17 protein-coding genes are annotated in these 19,953 nt (G+C 71.0%); 5 read left to right on the top strand and 12 right to left on the bottom strand.

The window, feature by feature from the left end; translation table 11 throughout:
• Window positions 1-7 precede the first annotated feature (7 nt).
• Both ACIGXW_RS16005 and ACIGXW_RS16000 read right to left on the bottom strand, forming a co-directional pair.
• Window positions 8-502 (bottom strand): hypothetical protein, encoded by a 495-nt coding sequence (locus ACIGXW_RS16005; protein ID WP_399573538.1) that lies wholly within the window; start codon window positions 500-502, stop codon window positions 8-10.
• A gap of 15 nt (window positions 503-517) precedes the next feature.
• Window positions 518-4,510 (bottom strand): SGNH/GDSL hydrolase family protein, encoded by a 3,993-nt coding sequence (locus ACIGXW_RS16000; RefSeq protein WP_399573537.1) that lies wholly within the window; start codon window positions 4,508-4,510, stop codon window positions 518-520.
• A 422-nt stretch (window positions 4,511-4,932) separates the two neighbouring features.
• Here ACIGXW_RS16000 and ACIGXW_RS15995 point away from each other — a divergent pair, with 422 nt between their 5' ends.
• Window positions 4,933-5,475 carry a hypothetical protein gene (locus tag ACIGXW_RS15995; RefSeq protein ID WP_399573536.1) on the top strand — a complete coding sequence of 181 codons (543 nt, stop codon included), beginning with the start codon at window positions 4,933-4,935 and terminating at the stop codon, window positions 5,473-5,475.
• A gap of 72 nt (window positions 5,476-5,547) precedes the next feature.
• On the opposite strand, the gene ACIGXW_RS15990 is transcribed toward ACIGXW_RS15995, so the two are convergent.
• Genes ACIGXW_RS15990 through ACIGXW_RS15965 form a run of 6 tightly spaced genes read right to left on the bottom strand, consistent with a single transcriptional unit; the run spans window position 5,548 to window position 10,036 of the window.
• On the bottom strand, window positions 5,548-6,393 hold the full coding sequence (locus ACIGXW_RS15990) for an ABC transporter permease (protein ID WP_399573535.1): 846 nt from the start codon (window positions 6,391-6,393) through the stop codon (window positions 5,548-5,550).
• A 16-nt stretch (window positions 6,394-6,409) separates the two neighbouring features.
• A complete protein-coding gene (locus tag ACIGXW_RS15985; protein WP_399574028.1) occupies window positions 6,410-7,348 on the bottom strand; it encodes an ATP-binding cassette domain-containing protein in 939 nt (312 codons plus the stop codon).
• A 60-nt stretch (window positions 7,349-7,408) separates the two neighbouring features.
• Window positions 7,409-7,822 carry a lasso peptide biosynthesis B2 protein gene (locus ACIGXW_RS15980; RefSeq protein ID WP_399573534.1) on the bottom strand — a complete coding sequence of 138 codons (414 nt, stop codon included), beginning with the start codon at window positions 7,820-7,822 and terminating at the stop codon, window positions 7,409-7,411.
• A complete protein-coding gene (locus tag ACIGXW_RS15975; protein ID WP_360914602.1) occupies window positions 7,819-8,082 on the bottom strand; it encodes a lasso peptide biosynthesis PqqD family chaperone in 264 nt (87 codons plus the stop codon). Before ACIGXW_RS15975 ends, ACIGXW_RS15980 begins: the two co-directional genes overlap by 4 nt.
• A complete protein-coding gene (locus ACIGXW_RS15970; protein WP_399573533.1) occupies window positions 8,060-9,895 on the bottom strand; it encodes a lasso peptide isopeptide bond-forming cyclase in 1,836 nt (611 codons plus the stop codon). Before ACIGXW_RS15970 ends, ACIGXW_RS15975 begins: the two co-directional genes overlap by 23 nt.
• A 6-nt stretch (window positions 9,896-9,901) precedes the next feature.
• The gene (locus ACIGXW_RS15965) at window positions 9,902-10,036 is read right to left on the bottom strand and encodes a lasso RiPP family leader peptide-containing protein (RefSeq protein ID WP_104531718.1); all 135 of its coding nucleotides are present in this window, start codon (window positions 10,034-10,036) and stop codon (window positions 9,902-9,904) included.
• A 269-nt stretch (window positions 10,037-10,305) separates the two neighbouring features.
• Between ACIGXW_RS15965 and ACIGXW_RS15960 the strand changes: the two genes are divergently transcribed.
• From ACIGXW_RS15960 to ectB, 4 genes are read left to right on the top strand one after another with little or no spacing between them, the layout of a single operon-like run.
• Window positions 10,306-10,758 carry a GtrA family protein gene (locus ACIGXW_RS15960; RefSeq protein ID WP_399573532.1) on the top strand — a complete coding sequence of 151 codons (453 nt, stop codon included), beginning with the start codon at window positions 10,306-10,308 and terminating at the stop codon, window positions 10,756-10,758.
• Window positions 10,755-13,286 carry a YbhN family protein gene (locus ACIGXW_RS15955; RefSeq protein ID WP_399573531.1) on the top strand — a complete coding sequence of 844 codons (2,532 nt, stop codon included), beginning with the start codon at window positions 10,755-10,757 and terminating at the stop codon, window positions 13,284-13,286. The genes ACIGXW_RS15960 and ACIGXW_RS15955 overlap by 4 nt, the downstream gene beginning before the upstream one ends.
• Before the next feature lie 59 nt (window positions 13,287-13,345).
• A complete protein-coding gene (ectA, locus tag ACIGXW_RS15950; RefSeq protein WP_399573530.1) occupies window positions 13,346-13,939 on the top strand; it encodes a diaminobutyrate acetyltransferase in 594 nt (197 codons plus the stop codon).
• A gap of 55 nt (window positions 13,940-13,994) precedes the next feature.
• Window positions 13,995-15,257, top strand: a complete 1,263-nt coding sequence (ectB, locus tag ACIGXW_RS15945; protein ID WP_399573529.1) for a diaminobutyrate--2-oxoglutarate transaminase — start codon at window positions 13,995-13,997, stop codon at window positions 15,255-15,257.
• A 79-nt stretch (window positions 15,258-15,336) separates the two neighbouring features.
• Here the strand turns inward: ectB and dpgC are convergent, their stop codons facing one another.
• The 4 genes from dpgC to ACIGXW_RS15925 all read right to left on the bottom strand — a co-directional run bounded on the left by dpgC (window position 15,337) and on the right by ACIGXW_RS15925 (window position 19,946).
• Window positions 15,337-16,641: a (3,5-dihydroxyphenyl)acetyl-CoA 1,2-dioxygenase DpgC gene (gene dpgC / locus ACIGXW_RS15940; RefSeq protein WP_399573528.1), complete on the bottom strand. Its 1,305-nt coding sequence runs from the start codon at window positions 16,639-16,641 to the stop codon at window positions 15,337-15,339.
• A complete protein-coding gene (dpgB, locus tag ACIGXW_RS15935; protein ID WP_399573527.1) occupies window positions 16,638-17,354 on the bottom strand; it encodes an enoyl-CoA-hydratase DpgB in 717 nt (238 codons plus the stop codon). The genes dpgC and dpgB overlap by 4 nt, the downstream gene beginning before the upstream one ends.
• Window positions 17,355-17,358: 4 nt before the next feature.
• Window positions 17,359-18,555 (bottom strand): 3,5-dihydroxyphenylacetyl-CoA synthase DpgA, encoded by a 1,197-nt coding sequence (dpgA, locus tag ACIGXW_RS15930; RefSeq protein WP_399573526.1) that lies wholly within the window; start codon window positions 18,553-18,555, stop codon window positions 17,359-17,361.
• Between the two features lie 113 nt (window positions 18,556-18,668).
• Window positions 18,669-19,946 carry a PLP-dependent aminotransferase family protein gene (locus ACIGXW_RS15925; protein WP_399574026.1) on the bottom strand — a complete coding sequence of 426 codons (1,278 nt, stop codon included), beginning with the start codon at window positions 19,944-19,946 and terminating at the stop codon, window positions 18,669-18,671.
• Window positions 19,947-19,953 lie beyond the last annotated feature (7 nt).

The raw sequence follows: 19,953 nt of genomic DNA, 5'->3' as shown, positions 1-19,953 counted from the left end.
GCACAGGTCAGGCGAGGCTTCTCCACCCCATCCACAACAGGAGCGGGGCGAGCAGGGCGACGAGCACGACCGACGCCGGGCGCCGCATGCGCGGTGAGCGCAGGGCGACGACCAGAGCGGGGCCGGCCGTGCTCATCAGGTAGAAGAGCCAGGACCGTGCGAGCCCTCCCACCTCGGCCCAGAGCATCATGGTGCACAGCGACAGCGCCGTGCAGGCCGCCACGGCACCGGCCAGGGGCCTGACGCGCAGGGCCCACAGCAGGATCACGAAGCCGGCCAGGGCCACCGCGATCCAGCCGGCGATGCCCATCAGGGGATAGAGGGTGAGGCAGCCCTGGAGGGGGTCCTTCTCGCACACGCGGGACTCGGCCTCCTCGGCCCGGCGCAGTATCTCCAGGCCGGCCGCGCCGACGGCCGCGCCGACGAGGGCGGCACCCACTACCGTCAAGCGGTCGTCCAGCACGCGTCGTACCACGGAACGCTCCTCCCGGGCTGCTCTCATCCTCATCGCCCCTTCCTACATGCCGATCTTCCGCAGGGTGCTCTCGAGGGAGTCGGCGTACAGCCGGGCGCCCTCTGTCTTCGGGTGGAAGGACTGCGCGGATGCCGGCTGTTCCTTCGTGCTCGGATTGTCGCCCGGAGTCTTGTCCGTCACGATGCCGTGCACGCTCTCCGGGTCGCCGCAGACGGCCTTGCCCTTGAAGAACTCCTTCGGGTTGGAGAAGGCGACGTTCGCCCCGGCGGCGTTGGCGTCCGCCGTCGCGTCGTCCATCACCTGGAGCATGAGCTCACCCATCTCGTTGATCCAGGGGGCCTCGGCCGTGCCGATGCCGATGATGCACTGGCCGCCCTTCTCCAGCAGGATCGGGTACCCCATGAGCACGATCTTCGCGTTGGGCGCCTTCTTGTGGATCGCCTTCAGCGTCTCGGCGACGGCGGCCCGCACCTTGCCCTTCATGACCTTGGGCTGTGCGTCCTTGAGCGCCTCGCCGTCGCCGTCCAGCGTGCCTTCCTGGCAGACCTCGGGAAGTCCGATGCCGCCGAAGATGCACTTGCTGATGATCTTCGAGAAGCGCGAGTCGTTGCCGCCGATGGAGATGGTGACGAGCGAGGTGTTCTCGTCGAGGTAGCCCTGGTCGAGCTGGGTCAGCTCGCCGTACTGCATCTGGTCCCAGGCGACCCGGCCGTTCTCGCCGCCCGGCAGGATGTTGTCGGTGGTGGCACCGGAGCAGGCGATCAGGTGGTAGTCCATGGAGGTGTCCCAGGAGTCCGCCCGGGCGCCGATGGAGCTGCCGGAGTCGGCGAGCTTCGCCTGGCGGGACCAGGCGTTGCGGGAGCGGTGACAGGCGTTGCGGAGCTTGTCGTTGTCGCCGTAGAGGTCGGTCTCCTTGTAGTAGTCGCCGCCGCCGGACTTCGAGGCGCCCTCACCGGAGGAGTAGGAGTCGCCCATGGCGACCACGAAGTCCTTCGGCTTGGCGGACAGCTTCTGGAACCCGACCGCGTCCCAGGCGATGTCCTCGCTGCCGTCCCCGTCCAGCGAGTGGTTGTCGAGCGAGACCTTGGGCGTACCCGAGAACTGGAACACGCCGAGGGAGACCCACTTGTTCTCCAGCGTGCGCTGCGGCACGACGCGGAACTTGGTCCCCTTGCCGGTGTCGACCACGTACTTCGCCTGACGGGTGTGCGCACCGTTGTCGGGCGTGTGGACCATCACCCGGGCCCAGCCGTTGATCTGCTGGCCCAGCGTCCAGGTGCCGGTGACCGTGAGGTCGTGGTTGTCGGTCGCCGTGCCGCTGCCGCGGGTGTGGGCGAAGTAGAAGTGGCCGTTGTACCCGGCGCCCAGCTGGTGGGTGTCCATCTTGGACGGGTACAGCCCGGCGGCGCCCTCGTTGGTGGCGAAGGTGAACTTGAACGAGCCGTCCGAGGTCACGTTGCCACAGCCGGGCCGGGTCGTCGGGGTGCCGGCGGGCAGGTCGTCGACGACGAGCGTTCCGGCGGGCAGACCGTCCTTGGAGCAGTTCGGCTTGTAGGCCTCGCCGTCCGCCTCCTCCTTGTACGTGTCGTCGAAGCGCAGGATCTCGTTGCCGCAGGCCGCGGAGTCGCAGTTCTTCCAGCTGACCGGCTGGTTCCACCAGCACTTGAGGTCCTGCCGGTTGCAGGCGCCGAGGCCGGGCGTGTTCTGGTCGTTCGGCCCGATCTTGCTCTTGTCGCAGTTGTTGGCCTCGGTGCAGAACAGGCCTTCCGCGGGCTTCACCAGTGTGCGCAGGGAGGGCGTGGTCCACCACGCGGGGCGGAAGCCGGAGACCATCTTGCCGGGGGACTCCAGGGCCTCCAGCGGCCGTGCGGCCCAGCCGAGGACCTTCTCCTGGTAGGGCCAGTCCTGGGGGTGCGAGGCGTCCTTGTAGCGGTCGCGCCCGTACTCGTCCTCGAGGAAGGGTGTGCGGTTGGCCTTCCAGAGGGGGTTGGCGGGGTTGTTGGTGAAGCCGACGCCCCACAGGCCGCCGTTCTTGGCCGCCTGGGCCTTGGGGTAGTACCCCGCGTTGTAGGCCCACAGCGCGAAGAACCAGTTCTCCATGTACTGCGGCTTGCCGTTGTTGACGATCAGGCCGTCACGACGGGTGAGGTTCCACTTGTCGATCAGGATGTTGATGCCGCCCGCGATGTTGGCGGTGTAGTCCAGCGCCGCGGCTTCCTGCTGCGTCGTGGTGAGCGGCTTCTCGTCCTTCTTCTCCTTGCCGTGCATCCGCATGCCGTCGGTGATCTGGGTGATGCCGTAACCGCAGTCGGCCTCGGCCCAGTTGATCGCCCACGGGTCGGCCTGCTTGCCGTCGGGGTTGTAGTCGATGCCGTAGAAGTTGCCGATCAGGGAGTTGGCGGTGACGCCGGGCACGGCCATCCGCGCCGCCTGCCACATGTTCGACTCCTGCGCGGTGATGCCGAGCATCACCTGGGCCGGAACGCGGCCGCCGCCCTCGAGCTCGGCGCGCGGGAAGAGGGACTGCGGCTGGTACGCCGACATGCCCGTGTTCTTCCAGTTCGCCGGGCGGGAGATGTGCTTGTTCAGGTTGTTGGTGATGGCCTGGTCGACGGCCCACTCGACCTGGCGGGGCTTGGGCTGCATGGCCATCTTGCCCGGGTCGTTGCGGGGCACCGAGCAGTAACGTTCCGCTTCGACCGGGTTGTTGGGCGAACCCGCCAGGGCGCGCGGTGCGGCCGGCTTCTTCGCGCCCGGGCCCGAGGCGAGGCTCGGCGAGCGCTCCCGGCCGGTGGCCGCCGCCTTCCCGGCGCCGGCCGGTGTGACCTGGAACCCGGCGGACTTGCCCGTGCCGGGCACCGTCATGCCGATCTTGACGGTACGGGCGGTGAGCGCCTCGTCCGGCCGGATGCGGGAATCCTTGCCGGAGGCCCAGACGGTGTCGGTGACGAGGGCCTCGCCACGGGTGGTGGCCTGCGCCTCCTTGGGCGTGCCGGAGGGCCGCTTGACCGAGCCGGGCAGTTTGGCGCCGGCGGTGGTCTCACCGGTGATGAACACCGTGCCGCGGGCGCTGCGCGAGAGGTCCATCTTCGTCAGCGCGCCGGTGGCCAGGACCGATGGTTTCGCCTTCTTCGCGTCCCCCTCGGCGATGTCGCCGGCGGTGACCCGCTTGACCTCGCCCTTGGCGGAGGCGGGCGTCGGGGCCGCGAGCGAGGGGGCCTTGGTGGCGGGGCGGTCGAGGTAGACCACGCCGCCGTCGCTGTCGGGCTTGAGCTGGAAGGGGATCTGGGCCGTCGTGGCGATGGCGGTCCGCTTGCCGGAGTCGTCGATCCGCACGAGCCGGGCGGCGTCCGCCGCCACGATGTCCTTGCCGACCGGGACGGCCGAGGTGATCTGGCCCTCGAGCTCGACGGTCGTGGCGAGCCTGCCCGCCGCGGCGTCGACCTTCAGCAGGCGGGTGGCGTTCTTGTCCTCGCCGCCGGCCTGGGTCAGCACCGCCGTCTCGCCCGTACCGCAGCCGGGGCTGAAATAGGCAAGTGAGGCCTGCTGGTCGAGCTTGGTCACCTTGCCGGAGGCGAGGTCGACGACGGCGGTGAAGGCGCCACGGGCCATCAGCTGGGCCTTGTTGGTGAACGTCCGCGGCGCGTAGGCGACCACCGCGCGCTGACCGGAGCCGGTCACACAGGCGTTGCCGATCCACATGTCCGTGTCGAAGCCGGGCTCCGACAGCGATGCCGCCGTCCGCCAGGCGTAGCCGTTCTTCTTGTCCGCGACGAGCAGATGGAAGCCGTCGGCGTCGCCGCTGGTCGTCCAGGCCCGGTCCGCGGAGCTCTCCCACCCCTTGCCGAGGGTGGCCTTGCGGTCCGCCGGAGGCACCGCCGCGGGCGAGGGCCCGTCCTGCTGTACGGCCCGGGATTCGGCGGCGGGTGCGGACGTGCGGTTCGCCGCCCAGGACGCCGGCGCCTGGAGCGTCGAGGCGCCCACGGCCAGTACCGCTGCCGCGATGGGTATCGAGTGTTTTCTGCGTCTGTGCATGTAACCCCGTCTCGAATCACACGGAAAGGCGAGCGAGGCCACACGCTACACAGCCGGGAGAGCTCCGATAAAGAATTTCAAGGAAACCCGTGCATGCTACATGCGGGAAATCGAAATGCGGAATTCGGACCTCCGAATGTGTTCGTTGCGGCAATTCCGGAGGATTTCGGCGGCATGGTCAACGTCACATCGGAGGTTTCCGTGCGCGCCCGGTGACCGCACGGCCCGGCGGGTGTCCGAATGATCACCACAAGGGGGTCGATGGAGTGATGTGAAAGGGTCACGCACCGCCGCAGAAGTAAAAGCCCGTATTCCGGTTCGCTGTCCGGGGTGCCCGCCGGGCGGGCGATTGTTCTACGCTCCGTCCTGATCGCGGGATTCGCCTTCCGCGCATTTCTCGACCATCGCAATAGGGGGCGTACATGTTCACTTTCGCCAGGCCCGTCGTCATGGGTGCGGCCGCCGCCGTCGGCGTGCTCGGGTTCGCCGTGCCGCAGGCCCAGGCCGCCGACGTCACCGTGGCGCCCGGCGTCACGGTCACCGCCAAGGCCGACGCGAACACCCGCGCGATCGCCAAGGCCAACCCGGCAGCCGTCGCGGCGGGCACCAGCCTCTGCGGAGCGGGCTACACGCTGAACTACGCCGAGCGCCTTCCGGACGAGTCCCGCAAGGGCACGCTGTTCACCTACGCCAAGCCGATCCCCCCGGGCGGCAGCTACAACGACATCCCGACCTGCGCCATCTTCGACAACAACACCGGCTCGGCGAAGTACATGAAGCTGAAGCTGTGCTCCAACTACACGGCGCAGCCCTGCTCCGTGAACGAGGGCACCTTCTCCCAGTACGCGGGCCCGGTCTTCCAGAAGAAGGGCGGCTGCGGCTACGTCTACGCGATCATGAAGACGTCCAAGGGCGCCTCCAGCGCGATCATCGACGCCAAGCGCGGCGCCACCGCCTGCGACTAGCAGCCGCCGCCACCGCGCACACGCACGAGGCCGCAGCCTTCAGGCTGCGGCCTCCCGCGCGTAAGAAGCGCCCTATTCGTTGGGCGGACGGCTGAAGCAGCGCACCGCCACGAAGCCGGCGCCCGCCAGGACCACCGCGCCCGCCCCGAGCGCCCCGGGGACGGCCGAGCCCAGGTCCCAGCCGAGGGCGAGCCTGCGGGCTCCGCCGACCGCGTGCGTGACGGGGTTGACCTGCGCGACCGCCCGCAGCCAGCCGGGCAGGTTGTCGAGGGGGACGAAGGCGCTGGAGGCGAACATCAGCGGGAACATGAAGAACACCGAGATGCTCGTCATCACCTCCACCTTCCGCAGCCAGGCCGCGAGCGCGATGAAGACCCAGATCAACGACCAGATGACGAACGTCGAGAGCAGCAGCGCCGCCACCACGCCCGCCGCCCCGCCCTCGGGCCGGAAGCCCAGGGCGACCGTTCCGAAGACCAGCAGCACGACCAGCTCCGTGAAGATCCGCAGAAGGTCGGCCAGCGACCGGGCCGCCAGCACCAGCGGGAGCCGCACGGGCAGGGTGCGGAAGCGGGCCACGATGCCGTTCTGCATGTCCTTCACGAGCCCGATGCCGGCGAGCTGGGCGGAGCTGATGCCGGTCGTCACCAGCAGGGCCGGCATCAGATAGTCGATGTAGGGCACGCCGTGGGGCAGCTGGGCGGGGCGCGTCATGCTGCCGAAGACCTGGCTGAGCAGCAACAGCATGATCAGGGGCTGCAGCAGGCCGAAGAGCGCGAGGCGCCGGTCCCCGTACATCGCCCGGATCTGCCGTCCGGTGAGCACCCACAGCTGGGTGGCGGGGCCGTTGCCGCGCCACCCGGCACGGTCGTGGAGCGCGCGGACAGCGGTGTCCGCGGCGCGTTCCTGAATGGCCAAGGGGACTCCTGGGATCTCAGACCGCGGTGCGGACGGCTCGGGACGCCTGGGTGAGCGCCAGGTACACGTCGTCCAGCGTCGGTTCCTTGTAGGCGAGTTCGTCGATCTCCGCCGCGACGGTGTCGAGCGCCCGGACCACCTCGGCGAGGTCGGCCGACGTGGCGACCGGCATGGACAGCGTCCGCCCGGTGTCCGCCATCGGCTCGAAACCCGCGGCCGTCAGCGCCGCGACGGCGGTCGCCGTGCCGGTGGCCGCGGCGAGCCGGACGTGGACGGAGCGGCTGCCCGTCTCCGCCTTGAGCTCGGCGCTGGTCCCGGACGCGATGACCTCGCCCTTGGACAGCACGGTGATGCGGTCCGCGAGCCGGTCGGCCTCCTCCAGGTACTGGGTCGTCAGAAGCACGGTCGTGCCCTGGGCCACGAGCTTCTCCACCGTCTCCCACAGGGCCATCCGGGTCGTGGGGTCGAGCCCGGTGGTGGGCTCGTCGAGGAAGAGCACGTCGGGGTGGCCGACCAGGCTCGCGGCCAGGTCGAGCCGCCTGCGCATGCCGCCGGAGTAGGTGCGCGAGGGCCGCCGGGCGGCCTCGGTCAGCGCGAACGCCTCGATCAGCTCCTCCGCCCGCGCCGCCGCCTCGCGCCGGCCGGCGCCCAGCAGCCGCGCGATCAGCACGAGGTTGTGGAAGGCGGACAGCTGCTCGTCCACGGAGGCGAACTGCCCCGTGACACCGATCCTGCTGCGCACCTGGCGGCCGTGGGTGGCCACGTCGTACCCGGCGACCTCGACGGTTCCGCCGGACGCGGGGGAGACGGTGGAGAGGATGTTCACCAGCGTCGTCTTGCCCGCGCCGTTGTGCCCGAGGAGGCCGAGCACCTCTCCCCGGGCGACCTCGAGGTCGACGCCGTTGAGGGCGTGCACGCCGCCGAAGCTCTTGCGGACGCCGACCGCCTTGATCATCGGTTCGGACCCGGCGGTTCTGTCCTGGGACACGTCTTTCCTTGCTCTTCGGTACGTGGGTCAGGCGGGAGGGACCGTGAGCAGGGGCCGGTAGTGCCCGGCCGGGTAGGGCTCACCGACGGGCTCGCCGCCGGCCTCCACCCATGCGTGGGCGGCGAACGGGCTGGTGCGCACGCCGGTGCACCAGGTGGGCCAGGTGCCACGGGCCCGGCAGAGCAGTACCGTGGCGACGGAGCGCTGCAGACAGGCCTGGCCGGTGCAGCGCAGGCTGACCGAGGTCACCGCCTGCAGCGCGGCGAGCGCCTGCTCGGGGGTGGCCGGCGGGGCGCCGCGCCGGACGAACTCCAGCACGCGCCGCAGCCGGGCCGGGCTGAGCTCGGCGAGCAGCCGGGCGGCGCCCACGGCGGCCAGCGGCAGCAGACGCCGGTGCGGGGGCAGCCGGCGTCGCCCGGACAGGGCGACCGGCATGCTCACGGCGTGCCCTCCAGCAGACGGGCGGAGCCGAGCTGTTCCACCACGCGCAGGACGTCGCGCCGCGCCAGCTGCGGGTCGATGCGGTGGCGGTCGGCGAGGGCGGTGGCGATCTGATCGGTGCTCAGTCCCTCCAGCAGGCTGCGCAGCACGTGCGAGCCGGTGGGGTTGAGCTGCCAGTACCGTCCGGTGCGCTGGTGGAGCAGCACCATTCCGTCGTCGGTGTCGGTGCTGGCGACGTCAGGGTGCAGACGCAGGGTCATCGGTTCTCCGGAGGGATACGGGTCGTCGTGCGGCGCGGAGCCAGGTCTCGCAGCCGAGGAGGTGCTCCACCGCGATGTGCCGGGTGTTGTCGGCCTGGGGTGCCAGCAGCCGGTCGCGCAGCGTCTGCGGGTCGATCAGTCCGTCGGCGGCCAGCGCCGAGTCGGTGAACAGCTCCAGCAGCTGCGGCAGGTGCCGGCGCCAGCCGATGTGCAGGTCACGGCTGAACTCGCCCTTGGTGGACCGGTCCAGCACGAGGTCGGGGACGATGCCGCGCATGGCGTCGGCCAGCAGCGGCTTGTAGCGCCAGGGCGTGGCGCGCTCGTGGAGCCGGACGGCCAGGGCGGCTTCCACGACGCGGTCGTCGAAGTACGGCATGTGCAGCTCGACGCCCTCGGCGGCGAACAGGCGCGCCATCTGCCGGTAGGCCGGGCCGGTGGTGCGCAGGGCGAGCAGGAACTGGTGCTGTCCGCGGTCCTCGGCGAAGGGGCGGACCTGCCCGGCCGTCTCCCGTAGCGTCCCGCGCGTGCTCGCCAGTACGTCGCCGGTCACCCATTCCGGGGCGCGCAGCGGTACGAAGCCCCAGCCCAGCGGAGGGTGCCGCGAGGCGACGGACGGCTCGCCGAGGTGGTCGGCCTGGTCGTTCCACCAAGCGGCGGCGGTGCCCGGCCGGGCGAGCTCGCCGACCGTGGCGGCCAGCGGCCAGCGGCTGAGGGCGCGGTGACCGCGCATGTGGCGCAGTCCCGTCAGGGGACGGTGGCGCAGCAACCGGTGCAGATAGCCGGGGAACTTGACGAAGAGCTCGTCGCCGCCGTGCCCGGCCAGGTGCAGCCGTGAGCCGTGCTCGCCCAGGAGCCGGGCCGTGTGCACGGTCCGGGCGAGGGTGCGGGTGAAGGGGTAGGGCTGCTCGGGGTCGGCCGCCGTGGCAGGGTCGGCGAAGATCTCCGGCAGCTCGCTCTGCGGTACGACCAGGTGCTCGGCCAGGGGCAGGGACTGTGCGGCGCGGGCGGCGTAGAAGGCGTCGTCGTTGCCCGCCTCGGCCTCGCCCCACCGGAAGGTGAGCAGCTCGGGGGTGTGCCGGGCCGCGAGGAAGGCCAGGGAGGTCGAGTCCATGCCGCCCGACAGGTCGGAGCTGAGCCGGCCGTCGTCGGGCCGGCGGTCCGAGAGCGCCGTCGTCAGCGCCTCGCGCACCGCCTGGGCGCCCTCGGTCAGCGAGGTCCTGGGCTCCGGCGGCCACCACCAGCGGACCTCCCGCGCGCGGGTCCGGTCCAGCAGGAGGTAGTGGTCGGGGGCGAGGGCCGTGACCCCGCGCCACATGCTGCGCTCGCCCAGCGGCGGGGGCAGCATGCCACCGCAGGCCACCCGGGTCGCCAGCATGTCCTGGTCGACGGGGGCCCGCGTCATCGCGGCCAGCACGTCGGCCCGGTCGGCCGCCACCGTGACGCCCTCGAAACGGGCGTGGAAGATCCGGGTCACGCCGGTCAGGCTGCCCTGGATCCGGATGCGGCCGTCCACGACGGCCACGAGGTGGAAGCTGCCCGGCAGTGCCCGGGAGAGCCGGTCGACGTCGGCCACGGTGCGGACCCGGCCGGCCAGCTCGGTCAGCTGTCCGGCGGTGACCGGGCAGAACCCGATCACCGCCACGTGCACCGAACCCGCCGTCGCCAGAAGGACCTCGCCGGGTTGCCAATGGCCGATCAGCCAAGGGCGGCCCGACGGATGTGCCACCATCCGCGGTTCCTCGAACGGAGCCGCGGCGGCCGCGGGCCGGGCATCGGCCACATCCGGCAGGACGACGAACTCGGTGCGCGACATCAGCCTTTACCGGAAGTTGAGGCCGAAGCTGTCGAGCGGCTTGCTACCGAAGCCCAGCGTGTCCTCGGAGAACTCGCCGACCTCGACCAGGGCGGGAGCCTCGTACAGATCCGCGTAAACCTGCTCTTCCATCTTCTCCATGGAAAACCCCTCCTTGTCATAGCGCACTTGGGAACAGAACGTCTGTGCGCTTGCCGGACAACGTATCGTCGCTAAAGGATCAAGACAAGCGGTATCGCTGCACGTCACACGCACTACGGCCGGAAGCAAGCAGTCCGCAAAGTCGACGGCGCTTAGCATGTGTTGAACTCACTGCCGACAGACGGACGTGCGAGACGATGAGGAACGGACTGGGAATGCTGAACCGACGGCCCCCATGGATAGGTGGCGAAATCGTCAGGTTCGGGGCGGTGGGGAGCCTGGGGTGGGTCGTGGACACCGCGGTGTTCAACCTGTGCCTGCACCTGCTGCAGTTGCAGCCCGTCCGCTCCGGACTCATCGCCTCGGCAGTCGCTGTCGTCGCCACGTATCTGGGCAACCGTTACTGGACGTACAGCAGCCGGACCGGTGGCCGGCGTTCCCGGGAATTCGCCCTGTTCGTCCTGTTCAGTGGTGTGGGAATGGTCATTCAAAACGGCCTTCTCGCCCTGTCCCACTATGGCTTCGGCTATACCTCGGCCCTTGCCGACAACGTCGCGAAGAACATCATCGGCCTCGGCCTGGCCACCCTCTTCCGCTTCTGGGCCTACCGCACCTGGGTCTTCCGGCCCGCCCCCGCCAGCACCGTCGTCGCCGGAGCCGGGGGCAGCCCCGGGGACCGGGCGCGGGCCGGCGTCGAGCAGGCGGGGCGCGTCCACCGGTGACCCTCCCTCCGCGTGCGGTCGAGAGCGCCCGCCCCGACGGCGAGCCCCCGGCACAGACCCCGCCGGGCACGGCCCGCGTTCACGTCGACGAGCCGCTGCTCGCCGCCCGCGTCCACCGGCCCTCGGACCTGCTGCGCTTCCTCGCCGGCCTGCTCGGCGTCGTCGCCGTCCTCGCCCTCGCCGGCATTGCCCACAACACCACTACCGGCATCACCAGCGACATCACCTCCGGGGCCACCAAGGTCCACGGCCTGTCCACCACCCTGTCAGGCCTCCTGGCGGGCGCCGCCGTCCTCCTGGTCCCCCTCGCCTTCACCGTCGAGCGCCTGGCCAGGCGCGACGGCATGCGCCTGGCCGACGGCGTCCTCGCCGCCGTCCTCGCCCACAGCCTGACCCTCGGCCTGGACTGGTGGGTCGTCGAAGGCGCCGGTGAGGGCATCCGCAACGCCCTCACCCGATCCCCCCAGCCGGGCGGCGGCCTCACCGACCCCGTCCACGGCTACCTCGTCCCGGTCATCGCCTACATGACGGCAGCCGCCCCGCCCGGCCGCCCCCGATGGCGCATCGCCCTGTGGTCGGTCGTCGTCCTCAACGGCGGCACCGAACTGATCAGCGGCTACAACTCCCCGATGTCCCTGGCCCTGACCGTCATCCTCGGCTGGACGGTCGCCCACGGCACCCGCTACGCCCTCGGCTCGCCCAACGCCCGCACCACCGGCCGCAGCCTGCTCGTCGAACTCCGCAAGGCCGGCTTCCACCCCGCCACCGCCCACCGCGCCCCCGACGGGCCCGGCGGCACCCACCGCTACTACGTCGCCCAGCAGCAGGGCCCGCCGCTCGACGTCCACGTCATCGACCGCGAACTGCAGGCCTCCGGATTCTTCTACCGCCTCTGGCGCCGCATACGGCTGCGCTCCGCCGCCGTGCGCCGCAGCCCGCGCTCCCCGCGCCAGGCCCTGGAACACGAGAGCCTCATCTCCTACGCGGCCGCCTCCGCCGGCGCCCGCGCCCCCCGCCTCGTCGCCACCTCGGAGCTGGGCCCCGACGCGGTGATCCTCGTCTACGAACACGTGGCGGGCCGCACCCTCGACGAACTGCCGGACGCCGAGGTCACCGACGAGCTGCTGACCGGCCTGTGGGAATCGGTCCGCGCCCTGCAGGACCGGCAGATCGCCCACCGCCGCCTCACCGGCGAGTCCCTGCTCGCCGTCGCACAGGGCCCGGCGCATCTGACCAACCTCTCCCACGGCGACGTCGCCGCCGGCGACTTCGCCCTGCGCATGGACATCGCGCAACTGCTCACCACCTTCGCCCTGCGCGCCGGGCCCGAGCGGGCGGTCGCCACCGCCGCCGACGTCCTCGGCCCCACCCGGGTCGCGGCCGCGCTGCCCCTGCTCCAGCCCATCGGCCTGAGCCGCTCCACCCGCGCCGACCTGCGCCGCTACAACCGGGAACACAAAGCCGAAGCACCGGACGGCGACGAGGAGAGCACCGAAGGCGCCACCGAGGGCACTACCGGGGGCACCACCGAGGGGGACCTGCTCTCCCGCATCCGCCGGCTCATCCTGGACATGGTCCCCGAGACCCCGGCCGCCCCCGTCCGCCTCGAACGCTTCAAACCCAAGACCCTCTTCACCGCCATCGGCGGCGCCATCGCCGTCTACTCCCTGCTCACCGCCTTCCCCGCCACCCAGATCGACTTCGCCGACATGAACGGCGCCTGGGTCCTCGCCGCCTTCGCCGCGGCGGCCCTCAGTCACCTGGCGGCGGCCATGTGCCTCATCGGATTCGTCCCCGGCAGGCTCCCCTTCGGCCGAACCCTCCTGGCCCAGATCGCCGGATCGTTCGTCAAACTCGTCACCCCCGCCGCCGTCGGCGGCGTCGCCCTCAACACCCGCTTCCTGCAGAAGGCCGGCGTCCGCCCCGTCCAGGCCGTGGCCAGCGTCGGGGTCTCCCAACTGGCCGGACTCGCCTGCCACCTCGTGCTGTTGTTCACCTTCGGCTACATCGGCGGCACCGAGCAGGGCACGGACCTGGCCCCCTCCCGGACCGTCGTCGCCGGCCTGCTGACCGCAGCCGTCCTGGTCCTCACCGTCACGGCCGTCCCGCCCCTGCGCCGCTTCGTCGCCGCCCGGCTGCGCCCCCTGCTCGCCGGAGTCGTGCCGCACCTGCTGGACCTCCTGCAGCGCCCCTACCGGCTGGCCGTCGGCTTCGGCGGATACCTGCTGCTCACCGCGGCGTTCGTGGCCTGCCTGGACGCCTCGCTGCGCGCGTTCGGCGGCCACGCGAGCCTCGCCGTCGTCGCCGTGGTCTTCCTCACGGCGAACGCCGTCGGCTCCGCCGCTCCCACCCCCGGCGGGATCGGGGCCATCGAGGGCGCGCTGATCGGCACGTTCGTCGGGCTCGCCCACGTGCCGATCGAGATCGCCACCCCGGCGGTCCTGCTCTACCGCATCCTCATCTTCTGGCTGCCCGTACTCCCGGGCTGGGCGTGCTTCGGCTATCTCCAGCGAAAGGGCGCCCTGTAGGGCCGTGGTCCGCCCGCTCACGGTGAGAACGACCGCTGACCCCATCACGTTGATCAACTATGCTGACCGGGCCGGATGTTGATCTACGCAATCGATCCGGACGGAAAGCCGAACACGACTTGAAAGGGCGGCGGATCATGTCGTTCCCAGCTGATCCCAAGCCCCCACACACGGGGGAAATCCGGCTTGAGACACCGCGACTGGAAGACGGTCACGCAATATGGCGTCTTGCCTGCGAACACGAGAAGTCGGTCGACGTCAATTCACCGTACTTCTATCTTCTTTGGTGCCGTGACTTCGCTAAGACCTCGGTGGTCGCCCGCTCCGCGGACGGTGTGTGCGGATACATCATCGGCTTCGCCCGGCCGGACGATCCGGAGACGGTGTTCGCCTGGCAGAGCGGGGTGGACGCCACGCTGCGCGGCAGGGGGCTCGCGCGGCGCATGATCGACCACATCGCCCACTCCGACCCGCGCTTCCGCTACCTCGAAGGCACGGTCACGCCCGACAACACGGCCTCGGAGAACCTCCTGCGGTCCTTCGCCCGCGACCATGACGCACCGCTGGAGCAGGTGCCGTTCCTGGGCGCGGAACTCTTCCCCGACGGCCATGAGCCGGAAGCGCTCTTCCGTATCGGCCCCTACCATGCCTGACCCCCACCCCGATTCCCCCTCCGGTATCCCCTCAGATCCCCGACAAGGGAGCGACATGACGGCAACGGGCGTATTCGAAGACCGCGAATCGGTGGTGCGCAGCTACTGCCGTAGCTGGCCCGCGGTCTTCGGCAGGGCACTGGGCAGCCACATGTACGACGAAAGCGGGCGCCCCTACCTCGATTTCTTCGCCGGAGCCGGGACGCTCAATTATGGGCACAACAACCCGCGCATCAAGGCGGAACTCCTCTCCTATCTCGCCGACGACAACATCGTGCACAGCCTCGATATGTACACGGTCGCCAAAAGGGAGTTCCTGAGCACCTTCCACGAAGTCGTCCTGGCGCCGCGCGGACTCGACTACAAGGTCCAGTTCCCCGGCCCGGCGGGCACCAACGCGGTCGAGGCGGCCCTCAAGCTGGCCCGCAAGTACACCGGCCGCCGCACCGTGGTGAGCTTCACCAACGCCTTCCACGGGATGACGCTCGGCGCCCTCGCGGTGACGGGCAACGCCATGAAGCGCGCCGGCGCCGGCGTCCCCCTCGAGCACACCGTGACGATGCCCTACGAGAACTACCTGGGCGAGGGCACCGGGGACGCGGGCGGCCTGGCCCTGCTGGAGGGCATGCTGCGGGACAGCGGCAGCGGCCTCGACAAGCCGGCCGCGGTCATCGTCGAGACCGTCCAGGGCGAAGGCGGCCTCAACGCTGCCTCCGCGCCGTGGCTGCGCGACCTCGACGCGCTGTGCAAGCGGCACGGGATCCTGCTCATCGTCGACGACGTACAGATGGGCGTGGGGCGCACCGGAGCGTTCTTCAGCTTCGAAGAGGCCGGGATCACCCCCGACATCGTCTGCCTCTCCAAGTCCCTGAGCGGCCTGGGCCTGCCGATGGCTCTCACGCTGTTCCGCAGCGGCCTGGACATATGGGAGCCGGGGGAGCACAACGGCACCTTCCGCGGCTTCAACCCCGCGTTCGTCACGGCCACCGCCGCCCTCGGCTACTGGCGCGACGACGCGTTCGAGAAGGAGACCCTCGCCAAGGGCGAACAGGTCGGGCGGGCGCTCGCCGGGATCGCCGAGGCGAGGCCGGGCGGCGTCAGCGGCCTGCGCGGGCGCGGACTGGCCCGGGGCATCGTCCTGGCCGATCCCCACCAGGCCGCTGCCGTCTGCGAAGAGGCGTTCCGGCGCGGCCTGCTGATGGAGACCTCCGGGCCGAAGGGCGAGGTCGTCAAGCTCATGCCGCCGCTGACCACGACCGCCGAGGAGCTCACCGAAGGCCTGGAGATCCTCGCCGACTCACTGGAGGCGGTGCTGTAGGGGGCCACGGAACGCACCCGCGGAACCGGCCGCGGACACCCCCTCACGAGAAGGGGTGTCCGCGGCCGGTCCTTTCGCGTCAGCTACGGGCGGCGGAGGCCGCGGTGAAACGGCCGACCTTGCCGATCACGTCCTCGCTGTACAGCCGCAGCGACTGCTGCAGGGCGAACTCGGCCATGTACTGCCGGAACGCCTCCGGCGGCTCCTCGGCCAGGTTGACCATCCGCCGGTTGGTGACCACCGCAGGGCTGTCGAGGCGCCGCAGGGCGTCCTCCACCGCCGCGTCCAGCTCCTGCGGCTCCACCACCTCGTCGAAGAGGAACCCGGCGTCCGGCTCGGTGGCCCGGATCAGGCGGCCCCACAGCACCACCTGGCGGGAGATCCGCCCGCCGGCCAGCCGGCCCAGCCGCAGATTGCCGGCGCCGGGCACGATGCCCTCCTGCGCCGCCGGCAGACTGAAATAGGTGTCGGCGCCGGCCAGGACCCGGTCGAAGACCATGAGCAGCTGGGCCCCGCCGCCGATGGCGAACCCGTCCACCGCCGCCACCCACGGCTTCTCGATCGTGCGGGACTGCCACGACCGGTCGTGGTCGGTCAGCACCCCGCGGATGATCTTGTGGATGTAGCCCAGTTCCCGGCGCAGCAGGAAGTCGACCAGGGAGATCTCCCCGGCGTGCAGGCTCTTGAGGTTGATGCCCGCGCTGAAGACCCGCCGGCCCCGGTAGCGGGGGTGGGTCATGACGCCGCCGCGCACCAGCGCGACGCGCACCGCCGGGTCCAGCAGCGCCAGGTCGACGGCCGTCTCCATGTCCTCGACCTGCCGGTTGTCCTCGGCGTTGAGGCAGTCGTCCCGGCACATCGTCAGATGCGCGGCACCGTCCCGCCGTTCGAGCAGCACGGAGCCCAGGTCCACGCTCCCCGTGCGCTCGAACTCCGCCAGCAGGCCCAGGGCCCGCGGCGTGGGCCTGAGCATCGCGTCCATGAGGTGGGGACCGGAGACCGGCGAACCCAACACCTGGCTCAGGAAGATGCCCTGGTCGATCTCGTGCCCCTCCTTGCCGGCCTGCGGACGGGTCCGCTCGGCCGCCATCCGCCCGGCGGTGGGCACCAGCCCGGGAAAGGCCGCCGCGGCGGCCTCGACCAGCTCCGCGAGGCGCAGATGGACCGTGCGTTGCTGCGTCAGCTCGTCGTACACCGCCTCGCCGTGCGTCCGCATGAACCGGCTGCGCAGCGCCCGGCCGCGGTTCTTGGCCTCGGCGGCCAGCGCGCGCTGCTCCGGGGAGCGGTCCGCGGGCTCGGGGAGCGACGCCAGCAGCTCGTCGACGCCGGCGGCCTCCTGCGCCAGGGCCTGCCGGGCCTCGGCGAGGCCGGCCGGCGCGCTCACGGAGCGACCTCGGCGGGCACCCGGCGCAGCACCCGGTCGCAGGCGGCGAGGTGGCTGCCCAGGGCGTCCTCGAAGCGGGTGGTCGTCGCGTCCAGCATGAGCTGCCGTCGTACGCCCAGGCCCTGGCCCGCCCTGGAACCGAGGAGGGCGACCGTCTTCGCCAGCGCGGCCTCGGTGTCGTCCGCGACCTCGTCGACCAGGTGCAGGCCCAGGGCCTCGCTCGCGGGGAGGGGGAGGCCGAAGAGCACCGTGCGGCGGGTCGGGCCGATGCCGATCTGGTTGGCCAGGCGGTAGACGGCCATGCCGGGCCAGACGCCGTTGACGTCGGAGGGCACCGTCAGCCGGGCGCCGGCGGCGGCTATGCGGTAGTCGGTGGCGAGCAGCGCCTCGAACGCCACGCCGCCGCAGTCGCCCGTGGCCACGGCGACCGTGGCGGCGTCCAGTCGCTCCAGCCTGCGCAGGGCCCGCTCCCACTTGTTGACCAGGGGCAGGCTCACCTCCCGGGTCCAGGAGTCCTCGGGGGCGCCGGTGACGTGCAGGACGGCGACCTGCGGGGCGCCGGAGTCCTCGACGCGGTCGGCGAGGGCGGTCAGCCCCGCGACCGTCGCCGCCGTCAGGGGCCGGGCGCCATCGACGCGGATCGTGAAGTCCTCGGCGGACCGGGGGGAAATACCGGTGGGGTTCAACTTCTCATTGCCTCTCTGCTCGGTCACATCGTCACCAGCGGACCAGGGCGGTCTCGATCGTCGAGCCGGGTCCCATCGTCATCAGCACGCAGTACTCGCCCGGCCGGGCGACGCCCTCTTTGAGCAGCCGTTCGTAGGAGAAGAGGAAGGAACCGCTGGAAAGATTCCCGTAGTCACGCAGCACACCCGTGGTGTGCCGCAGGTCGTAGCGCGTCAGGCCGAGGTTGACCATGACGGCGTCGATGACCTTCTTGCCGCCGGAGTGCACCAGCCAGTGGGCGATGTCGCTGCGGCGCAGCCCGGTGCCTTCGAGCAGCCGGTCCACGACGATCTCGGCGTGGGCTCCCACCACGTACGGCACGTGGGGGTCGAGGTAGAAGCTGAACCGGTCCTGCTCGGCGTCCCAGTCGTAGCGCATCGCGTCGACGGCGTCGGTGATGACGCAGCTGGCGAACTTCAGGATGCGCGGCTCGGGGACCGGCTCCACGGCCACCGCGGGCAGTGCGGCCGGCGGCTCGTCGCGGCCGTCCCGCTCGCCGGCGACCAGGGCCACCGCGGCCGAGCCGTCGCCGAAGAGGCTGTTGACGACGGACGTACGCATGGTGCCGTCGAAGACGTACGCGGCGGAGCACGACTCGATGCACACCATGACCGCCAGCTGGCCGGGGTGCGCCCTGGCCCAGCCGTTCACCGCGTTCAGGGCGTTGAGCCCGGCGTTGCAGCCCATCCCGACGATGTCGATCCGGCTGCAGTGGCGGCTGATGCCGAGTTCGCGGATGAGCAGCGCGCTCAGCCCCGGGGTGAGGAAGCCCGTGGACGTCACGCAGCACAGGTAGCCGATGTCGGACAGCTCGGCGCCGGCGTCCTTGAGGCACTCCTCGACGGCCCGGACGCCCATGTCGATGCCCTGCGCCTTGTGCTTGGCGAGCAGTTCGCCCTGCTTCTCCAGCACGCGGGTGCCGTCCTCGCCCTGCGGGGGCAGGGTGAGGAAGCGCCGGTCGATCGCGCTGTTGAGGAAGATCGAGCGGATCCGCGGATCCTCGATCCGGAAGATGTCGAGCAGGTCCTGCTGGGAGTACGAGGTGGGGGGCACGGCGGTTCCCACCCCGACGACGCGGGCCACGCCGGGCACGTCGAGCGCGGTGTGCGGGGCGGTGGCCAGCGCACCGGGGTGCGGAAGGCCCGCGGTGGCGGACAGGGGGGTGGGCAGGTCGGCGGTCATGGTCATCGGTAGGTCCATCCCCACGACCTGCGCTTGCTCCGGATTACCGGAATGTAGTGTTCCATGGCTCCTCTTGATCGCGTCGCGCTGGTGTCGCGCTCTCGGTGGTGTGTCGGGAACTAACGGCCGGCGGACTGCTCACGGACGAAGTCCGCGAGCCGGTCCAGACCCGCCTCGATCTCCGGCGCCAGCAGATGGCTGAAGGACAGCCGGATCTGGTTGCGGGGCCGGGAGTCGGCGTAGAAGTGGTGCATGGGGGTCCACAGCACCCGGTGGCGCTGTGCGCTCAGCTCCAGCAGGTCGTCGCCTGCCGCGAAGGGCACGGTGACGACGAGGAAGAAGCCGCCGCCCGGCGTGTTCCAGGAGACCTGCGGGGCCCCGTCCTGGCCGAAGCGCTCGGAGAGCCCCTTCAGCATCCGGCGGAGGTTGTCCTGGTACGTGCGGATCTCCCGCTCGTTCGCCGTGCGCAGGCTGCAGCCGTTCTCCAGCAGCTTGCCGCCGATGACCGCCTGCGCGATGGGCGAGGTGTTCACCGTGAGCATGCTCTTGACCTTCGCGAGCTGGTCGGCGAGGCTCTCCGTCCCGCCGCCCGCCACGGCCACCCGCTGACCGGCCACGGCGAAGCCCACCCGCGCACCGGGAATGCCTGTCTTGGCGAACGAGCCCAGATAGACCACGCGTTCGTCGCCGTCCAGCGACTTCAGCGTCGGCAGCCCGGCACCGTCACCGAAGAGACCGTACGGATTGTCCTCGAGGACGAGGAAGTCGTGCTCCTGCGCGATCCGCAGCAGATCCAGCCGCGTCTGCCGGCTCAGGCTGGCACCGCTGGGGTTCGCGAAGTCCGGGATCACATACAGCGCACGGGGATTCTGTCCCGCCGCCCTGGCCCGCTCCACGACGGCCACCAGATCGTCCAGGTCGATGCCCGCGCCCGACTCCCGGACGGGCAGGACCGGCATGTCCACGAGCTGCGCCGCCCCGTGCGCCCCCACGTAGGTGGGCGTCACCGCCAGCAGCACGTCCTTCTCGGTGCGGCGCAGGGCGCGCAGCGTCAGGTACAGGGCCTCCTGGCAGCCGACCGTCACCACGATCGACTCCGGGTCGGCGACGATGCCCTCGTCGATCCGCAGGTTCTCGGCGATCAGGCCGTGGATGATGCCCTTGGTCCGCCCGTACTGCAGGATCGTGCGGGTCACCGCCGCCTCGTCACCGCCCAGTTCGGACGTCAGGTGCCGGCGGAAGGTGTCGAGGTAGCGCGGGATCGCGTCGAGGTCGAAGTACCCCTCGAACGGGCGCCCGGCCGCCAGTGAGACGGCGTCGGGGTAGCGCTGGGCCACCTCGTTGAGGAAGTTCATGGATTCGCTGACCGGTGATCCCAGCGAACCGTGCAGATCCATGATCTGC

Origin of the sequence: Streptomyces sp. NPDC053079, assembly GCF_044546695.1 — a bacterium.
In the GTDB taxonomy this organism is placed as follows: Bacteria; Actinomycetota; Actinomycetes; order Streptomycetales; family Streptomycetaceae; genus Streptomyces.
Note: the sequence above shows the minus strand (reverse complement) of the source record. Positions and strands in the feature narration are given on the sequence as shown.